The following is a 7533-nucleotide window of genomic DNA, read 5'->3' as shown; positions in this document are numbered from 1 at the left end:
CAGCCCCACGGCCGGCCGTGGCCGCGGCGCGTACAGCACCTGCTCCACCGCCCCCGCCAGCCGCCGCACCGACGCCGCCGCGTCCCCGTCGAGCCCGCCCGTCCGCACGATGCGGTCGGCCGCCCCACGCGGGGTCAGCGACTCGTCCGGCACGATCCCGTGGTCCCAGGCCGTGTCCGTCAGCTCCTCCCAGGCGGCCAGCACATACGGGGCGACGTCCTCCTCCGTACGGCCGTGGCCGCCCAGCCGCACCCCCCGCACCCGCGTCCGCCACAGCAGCGGCGACAGCGGCAGCGCCAGCACCAGCAGCCCGGCCAGGGCCCACAGCAGCACCGCCTGCCACTTCGGACCGTCGTCGTCCACCGGCAGGGCCGCCTGCGGCGACTCGCTCTCGCAGGACCCCGGGTCGCTGCCGTCCGCCCGGCAGTCCGTGCTCCGCGACGGCGTCTCCTCCGGGTCCGAGGGCACCGCCTGCGACGGCCGGGCCGGATCCGCGGGACCGTTGTCCTGGACGTCCGGCACGGTGTAGTCCGGCGTCGAACCCCGGGTCGGGGTCGGCTCGAACCGCGTCCAGCCCGCGCCCTCGAAGTACAGCTCGGGCCAGGCGTGCGCGTCCCGCATCGCGACCGAGATTGTGCCGTCGGCCTGCGGGGAGCCCGGTGCGAAGCCCACCGCGATCCGCGCCGGGATGCCCAGCGACCGCGCCATGGACGCCATCGCGAAGGAGTAGTGCACGCAGAAGCCGCGCTTTTCCTTCAGGAAGCGGGCGATCGCCTGCGAGCCGCTGCCGACGTCGACCTGGGTGTCGTACTGGAAGCCGCCGCTCAGCGTGAACCAGTCCTGGAGCATGACCGCGCGGTCGTAGTCGCTCTGCGCGCCGGCGGTCACCTCACGCGCGGTCTCGTGGATCACGGAAGGCAGCTCGTCGGGCAGCTCGGTGTACTCGCGCACCAGGTCGGCCGGCGGCTCCGGGGCCCCGGCCAGCTGCTCCGCCGTGGGCCGCACGTCGAGACTGCGCACCTCGTACGTCAGGCCGCGGGTGTCCTGCCCGTGGTCGCCGACCAGCGTCATGCCGACGGGCTCGTAACGCCAGTCGCCCTGCACGCTCACCCGGCTCGGCGGGTACGGCATCGGCAGCCAGGTCTGGCCGTACCACTTGGCGACCGAGACCGACGTGCCGACCTCCGTGAACTCCACGTCCGAGCCGAGCCCCGCCGGGGCCGGGAAGCCCTCGGGCACCTGGGTGATCGCCCGCTTCGACGGCTTCCACGTGGTGCCGTCGAAGTCGTCCAGGGACACGATCCGCAGGTACAGGTCCGAGGTGTTCTCCATCTCGGTGCGCACCGAGAACACCGTGCGGTCGTCGTCGTTGTTCAGCGAGTCCCGCAGCGACACCAGCGGGTTCACCGCGGAGATCGTGCCGCCCCCGCCGACCCCCGCGCCCACGCCCCGGCCGTTCGGGTCCAGCAGGCCGCCGTTCATCGCGGGCAGCGCCAGCGGCACCACCAGGGCGATGCCCAGCGCCACCGCCCCGATCCGGTGCCCGAACCGCGCGGGCGCCGGCGACGGCGCGTCCGGTGTCTCCCGGACCCGGCCGCGGGCCGGCCCGGCGAACACCCGCCCCCACTGCGAGAGCCGGTCCCGGCCCTCGGCGAGCAGCAGCATCAGATAGCCGGCCGCGGCCAGCAGGAACCACAGCCACTCGATGCCGTTGTCCGTCAGGCCCGCGGCCACCGAGTACAGGGCGAGCAGCGGCAGCCCGGCCGGGGCCGCGCTGCGGAACGTCACCGCGAGGACGTCCACCAGCAGGCCGATGGCCAGCACCCCGCCGACCAGCATCAGCCGGATGCCGTCGCTCAGCGGCGCCGGTATCGCGTACCGGTTGACGTCCTGGCCGCCCTGCTCCAGCAGCTGCCCGAAGGCGCTCAGCGCGTCCGGCCCGGGTATCAGCCCGGCGATCGCGTGCTCCCGCGCGAACATCAGCGTCATCATCATCAGCGTGACGACCACCTGCGCCGCCACCGTCAGCGGCCGCGCCAGCGGCACCCGCCGCGCCGCCGCGCCCACGCCCGCCTGCACGCCCAGCAGCAGCGCCGCCTGGAGCAGCCAGACCGTCGACTCCACCAGCGGCAGCAGGGCACAGGCCGCCAGCAGGGAGGCCGCCCACGCGCGCACCGTGAGCCTGGCCAGTGAGCTGATCACGGTCCCTCCCCGCCGCTCGCCGCCACCAGGCCCGAGCGCTCACGGTCCGCCTGCCGCCACAGCTGCTCCAGCGAGGCGCCCCGCGGCACCGCCACGGCCGTCCAGCCCGCCTCGCGCAGCACCCGCAGCCGCTCCTCGCCCGGCTCCGCGTCGCCCGGCGGGTCCGTCGGCTCCCGCAGCCAGTCGTCGCTGTCCAGCAGGAACGCGACGGCGCCGCCGGTGCGCTGCCGCATCCGGGCCAGCACCGCGGTCTGCTCGTCGTCCGTGTCGCCGAGGAACGCCACCAGCAGCCCCTCGCCCCCGGACCGCAGCACGTCGTAGGCGCGGGACAGGCCCTCCTCGTCGGAGTGGTCCACCACGGCCAGCGTGTCCATCATCAGCCCGGCCGCGTCCGCCGACTCCTGGTGCACCCCGGAGAAGCCGTCGGCGCCCTCGCCCGGCACCGAGTCGCCGGTGTCCGTCAGCAGCCGCACCGAGAAGCCCCGCTCCAGCATGTGCACCAGCACCGAGGCCGCGCCCGACACCGCCCACTCGAAGGGCGAGTCCGGGCCGGCGCCGTCGTAGGCGACGGCACGCGTGTCGAGCAGCACCGTGCAGCGGGCGCGCTGCGGCTGTTCCTCGCGGCGCACCATCAGCTCGCCGTAGCGGGCGGTGGAGCGCCAGTGGACGCGGCGCAGGTCGTCGCCGTAGCGGTAGCCGCGCGGAATCACGTCGTCCTCGCCGGCCAGCGCCAGCGAGCGCTGGAGCCCGTCGCCGTACCCCTTGGACTCGCCGCTCAGCCGCACCGGCGGCAGCGCCTCCACCCGGGGCGTCACCGTCAGCGTGTCGTACGAGGAGAACGAGCGGTTCAGCTCGCACATCCCGAACGGGTCGGACAGCCGCAGCTGGAGGGGGCCCAGCGGGTAACGGCCGCGCAGGTCGGAGCGGACCCGGTAGGACACCTCACGGCGCGCGCCCGCCTCCATCCGGTCCAGCACGAAGCGGGGGCGCGGGCCGAGCACGTAGGGCACCCGGTCCTGGAGCATCAGCAGGCCCGTGGGCATCCGGGAGACGTTGTCCATGCGCAGGTGCACGCGGGCCTCGGCGCCGGCCGGCACCCGGCCGGGGGAGAGCCGGCGGCTGCCCGCGACCCGGTAGCGGGTGCGGTGGAGCACGGCCGCGCACACCAGCGGCAGCGCCGCGAGCAGCAGACCGACCCGCAGCAGGTCGCTCTGCCCGAGCACGTACGCGCACACCGCGGCCGCGATGCCGGCCGCGAGGAAGGAGCGCCCCCGGGTGGTGAGCCCCGCCAGGGCGGCCCTCAGCCCGCTCCGGTCGCCCCGGTCGTCGTCGGCGTGGACCGCGCCGGCGGCGCTCATCACAGCCTCCGGGGCGGCTGCTGGCCGTAGCCTCCGCGGCCCAGGCCGAACCCGGCGGGCTGTCCTGCCGCCGCGGGCACCGTGGTGCGCTGGAGGATCTCCTGCACCACCTGCTCGGAGGTGCGGCGGTTGAGCTGTGCCTGCGCGGTGGGGAGCAGACGGTGGGCGAGCACGGCGACGGCGAGCGCCTGCACGTCGTCCGGCAGCGCGTAGTCACGGCCCGCAAGGGCCGCCGCCGCCTTCGTCGCCCGCAGCAGATGCAGCGTCGCGCGCGGCGACGCGCCGAGTCTCAGGTCGGGGTGCGTGCGGGTGGCGGCGACCAGGTCGACCGCGTACCGCCGGATCGGCTCGGCCACGTACACACCGCGCACCGCCTCGATCAGCTTCACGATGTCGTGCGCGTGCGCCACCGGCTGGAGGTCCTCCAGCGGGGAGACCCCGCCGTGCACGTCGAGCATCTGGAGCTCGGCCTCCGCGCTCGGGTAGCCGACCGAGACGCGGGCCATGAAGCGGTCGCGCTGGGCCTCCGGCAGCGGGTAGGTGCCCTCCATCTCGACCGGGTTCTGCGTCGCCACCACCATGAAGGGGCTGGGCAGTTCGTAGGTCTTGCCGTCGATGGTGACCTGGCGCTCCTCCATCGACTCCAGCAGCGCGGACTGGGTCTTCGGCGAGGCGCGGTTGATCTCGTCGCCGATGACGATCTGCGCGAAGATGGCGCCCGGCTTGAACTCGAAGTCACGGCGCTGCTGGTCCCAGATGGACACACCGGTGATGTCCGAGGGCAGCAGGTCCGGTGTGAACTGGATGCGCCGCACCGAGCAGTCGATGGACCGCGCCAGTGCCTTCGCCAGCATCGTCTTGCCGACTCCCGGGACGTCCTCGATGAGCAGATGTCCCTCGGCGAGCAGCACGGTCAGCGAGAGCCGTACGACCTCGGGCTTCCCCTCGATCACGCCTTCCACCGACCCGCGCACGCGCTCCACGACGGCGGTCAGGTCCTCCCCGACCGTCCCGTATGCCCGGTCGGGGGCGCCCCCATGGCTCGCACGATCGTCATAGGTCGTCACCCGGCCCTCCTCGGCCTTTCCCCGCTCCGCGATGAGCGGGGAGTTCCCCAAATGTGCCGGCCGATCCCGTGCCCAGCGGACCGGCCCACCCCGAATCACGGGCACCACGCGGGGAAAGTTCCGCGTGACACCACTTCCGCATTCTTGCCGCCGTTACCGATTCGTGTCACTCGCCTGTGGACAACTGACAGTGATATGTCAGCTCTTACGACGTTCGACGGCTCTCCGGGTGCGGCCGGCCCGCGACGGGCAGCCCGGTGAGGCGGGGCCGCCGTCAGGCGGGGTCGACCTCGCGCAGCAGACCCGTCTTCACGTCGAAGACGAACCCGCGCACGTCGTCGGTGTGCAGCAGGAACGGCGAGGTCCGCACCCGCTGCATCGACTGGCGGACGTCCTGGTCCACGTCCCGGAAGGCCTCCACGGCCCACGCCGGGCGCTGTCCCACCTCCATCTCCAGGTCGTGCCGGAAGTCCTCGGTGAGGGACTCGAGACCGCAGTTGGTGTGGTGGATGAGGACGACGCTGCGGGTGCCCAGCGCCCGCTGGCTGATGGTCAGCGAGCGGATCACGTCGTCGGTGACCACACCGCCGGCGTTGCGGATGGTGTGACAGTCGCCCAGCGACAGGCCCAGCGCGTCGTGCAGGTCGAGGCGGGCGTCCATGCACGCCACGACGGCGACGTGGAGCACCGGGCGCGCGTCCATGCCCGGGTCGGTGAAGGCGGACGCGTAACGTTCGTTGGCTTCGACCAGACGGTCGGTCACGGTGCCGGGGGCGGCGGAGGCGTTTCCGGGGCCCGCGGGCACGGATGCAGAAGTCGTCATACTCCTGACGGTACTGGTCACGAGGGCGTCGAGCCCGTTGTGAGAGGGGACAAAGAACGTCAGCCGCGTTTGGTGTGAGGTAACCCACAGGAGTGGTGTGACCCCCTGCCTACGGGTGATGTGCCCGATCCGCCTCTTGACCCGCGCGGGCCGCGACGCGCAGTCCGGTTGATTGACCGGGCGGGGCCGTGGACTAAAGTGACGCGAAGCGGGAGGTGAGACCGCCCGCTGCGACGACTTCCCCGGATCCCCCGGCGACGACCAGGGATCTCCCGCGTGCGCGGCGCGTACGTACGGCTCGGCCTTCTCCCGCCGCCGCCCGGCCGACGCCTCCGGCGCCGGCCGCCCCCTCATCGGGGAGGGCGGGGAACCGGCGGTGCGTGAGCGTCACGCCGGATCTGAGAGGGCCGAAGTGAAAGGGCGCGAAGCGCTTCCGCACGAGGGCGGTGACGGGCGGCAGGAAGGGCAGAGCCGGCACGTGCCGGTGATGCTCCACCGGTGCCTGGACCTGTTGGCGCCCGCCCTGGAACGGCCCGGCGCGGTGGTCGTCGACTGCACGCTCGGCCTCGGCGGCCACAGCGAGGCGCTGCTCACCCGCTTCCCCGACGCCCGGCTCGTCGCCCTGGACCGCGACAAGGAGGCGCTGCGCCTGTCCGGCGAGCGGCTCGCCCCGTTCGGTGACCGGGCCACCCTGGTGCACGCCGTCTACGACGAGCTGCCCGACGTCCTCGCCCGGCTCGGCGTCCCGCGCGTCCAGGGCATCCTGTTCGACCTCGGGGTGTCCTCGATGCAGCTCGACGAGGCCGACCGCGGCTTCGCCTACGCCCAGGACGCCCCCCTCGACATGCGCATGGACCAGACGACCGGCGTCAGCGCCGCCGAGGTCCTCAACACCTACCCGCCCGGCGAGCTGGTCCGCATCCTGCGCGCCTACGGCGAGGAGAAGCAGGCCAAGCGGATCGTCTCCGCGATCGTGCGCGAACGCGACAAGGAGCCGTTCACCACCAGCGCCCGCCTGGTCGAGCTGATCCGTGACGCGCTGCCCCAGGCCGCCAAGCGGACCGGCGGCAACCCGGCCAAGCGCACCTTCCAGGCCCTCCGGATCGAGGTCAACGGCGAGCTGTCGGTGCTGGAGCGGGCGATCCCGGCCGCCGTCAAGGCGCTGGACGTGGGCGGCCGCATCGCCGTGCTGGCGTACCACTCCCTGGAGGACCGGCTGGTCAAACAGGTGTTCGCGGCGGGCGCCGCCACCACCGCCCCGCCCGGACTCCCGGTCGTCCCCGAGCAGTACCAGCCGCGGCTCAAGCTGCTCACGCGCGGTGCCGAACTTCCCACCGAGGAGGAGATCGCCGAGAACCGCCGTGCGGCCCCCGCGCGGCTGCGCGGCGCCGAGCGCATCCGGGAGGACGTCGAGTGAGGCGGCCGCGGTGAGGCACGGGCCGGCCCCGGAGCGGGCGACGGCCGGGCGACGGACGGGACGAACGGACTCAGGAGAGCGTGAGTGACCAGGAAACCCGAACTGAAGGGGCGGCCCGAGCTGCGGGGCAGGGCGGCCCGGCTGGCGCACCTCCTGCCCACCGGACGCGCCCAGGCGGCCCGTACCCCCTTCGTGCTCCTGGTGGTCGTGCTCCTCGGCGGCGGCCTGATCGGTCTGCTGGTGCTGAACTCCGCGCTCAGCGAGGGCGCGTTCCGCCTCGACGACCTCCAGCGGGAGACCAAGGAGCTCACGGACGAGGAGCAGGCCCTGCGCCGCGACATCGACGCCTACTCCGCCCCCGACGCCCTCCAGCGCCGCGCCCGTGAACTCGGCATGGTGCCCGGCGGCGACCCCGCCTTCCTCGGCCCCGACGGCAAGGTCAAGGGCGTCCCCGGCGAGGCCTCCGCCGCCCGCGCCCCCCTCGTCCTCGCGCCCGAGGCGCTGGCCACGGCGACGGCCCCGCCGCCGTCCCCGGAGGCATCCCCCAGTTTCCCGCACGCCTCGACCCCTGGCAGGTGACGGAAGTGTCCGACAGGCAACCGCCCCGCCGCCGGGTGCCCGGACCCGCCCGGCCCGTCCGCGGCCGTACCGGCCCCGGCCCCGGCC

6 protein-coding genes are annotated in these 7533 nt (G+C 74.0%); 2 read left to right on the top strand and 4 right to left on the bottom strand.

What is annotated here, in order from left to right; genetic code table 11:
- From CCN29_RS33850 to CCN29_RS33835, 4 genes are all read right to left on the bottom strand, one after another.
- The coding region (locus CCN29_RS33850) for a transglutaminase TgpA family protein (protein ID WP_086686290.1) at positions 1-2202 on the bottom strand (2202 nt) is incomplete at its 3' end.
- Entirely contained in the window at positions 2199-3560 is a 1362-nt protein-coding gene (locus CCN29_RS33845; protein ID WP_031018391.1) for a DUF58 domain-containing protein, read from the bottom strand. The genes CCN29_RS33850 and CCN29_RS33845, both read right to left, overlap by 4 nt.
- A complete protein-coding gene (locus CCN29_RS33840; RefSeq protein WP_006131280.1) occupies positions 3560-4627 on the bottom strand; it encodes an AAA family ATPase in 1068 nt (355 codons plus the stop codon). Before CCN29_RS33840 ends, CCN29_RS33845 begins: the two co-directional genes overlap by 1 nt.
- A 274-nt stretch (positions 4628-4901) precedes the next feature.
- The gene (locus tag CCN29_RS33835; protein WP_031018395.1) at positions 4902-5450 is read right to left on the bottom strand and encodes a beta-class carbonic anhydrase; all 549 of its coding nucleotides are present in this window, start codon (positions 5448-5450) and stop codon (positions 4902-4904) included.
- Positions 5451-5928: 478 nt separating this feature from the next.
- On the opposite strand from CCN29_RS33835, the gene rsmH reads away from it, so the two are divergent.
- Complete coding sequence (rsmH, locus tag CCN29_RS33830) at positions 5929-6867, top strand: 16S rRNA (cytosine(1402)-N(4))-methyltransferase RsmH (protein ID WP_006131282.1); 939 nt, start codon at positions 5929-5931, stop codon at positions 6865-6867.
- An 84-nt stretch (positions 6868-6951) separates the two neighbouring features.
- Positions 6952-7446 carry a cell division protein FtsL gene (gene ftsL, locus CCN29_RS33825; protein WP_228730965.1) on the top strand — a complete coding sequence of 165 codons (495 nt, stop codon included), beginning with the start codon at positions 6952-6954 and terminating at the stop codon, positions 7444-7446.
- Positions 7447-7533: the final 87 nt, after the last annotated feature.

The sequence above is a fragment of the Streptomyces pseudogriseolus genome (assembly GCA_002154585.1).
GTDB classification, from domain to species: domain Bacteria; phylum Actinomycetota; class Actinomycetes; order Streptomycetales; family Streptomycetaceae; genus Streptomyces; species Streptomyces pseudogriseolus.
This window is presented reverse-complemented; position numbering and strand designations above follow the sequence as displayed.

Excerpts from the sequence above, each read along its gene's own strand:
- CCN29_RS33845 (WP_031018391.1), bottom strand. The coding sequence starts at position 3,560 with ATGAGCGCCGCCGGCGCGGTCCACGCCGACGACGACCGGGGCGACCGG.
- CCN29_RS33835 (WP_031018395.1), bottom strand. The coding sequence starts at position 5,450 with ATGACGACTTCTGCATCCGTGCCCGCGGGCCCCGGAAACGCCTCCGCC.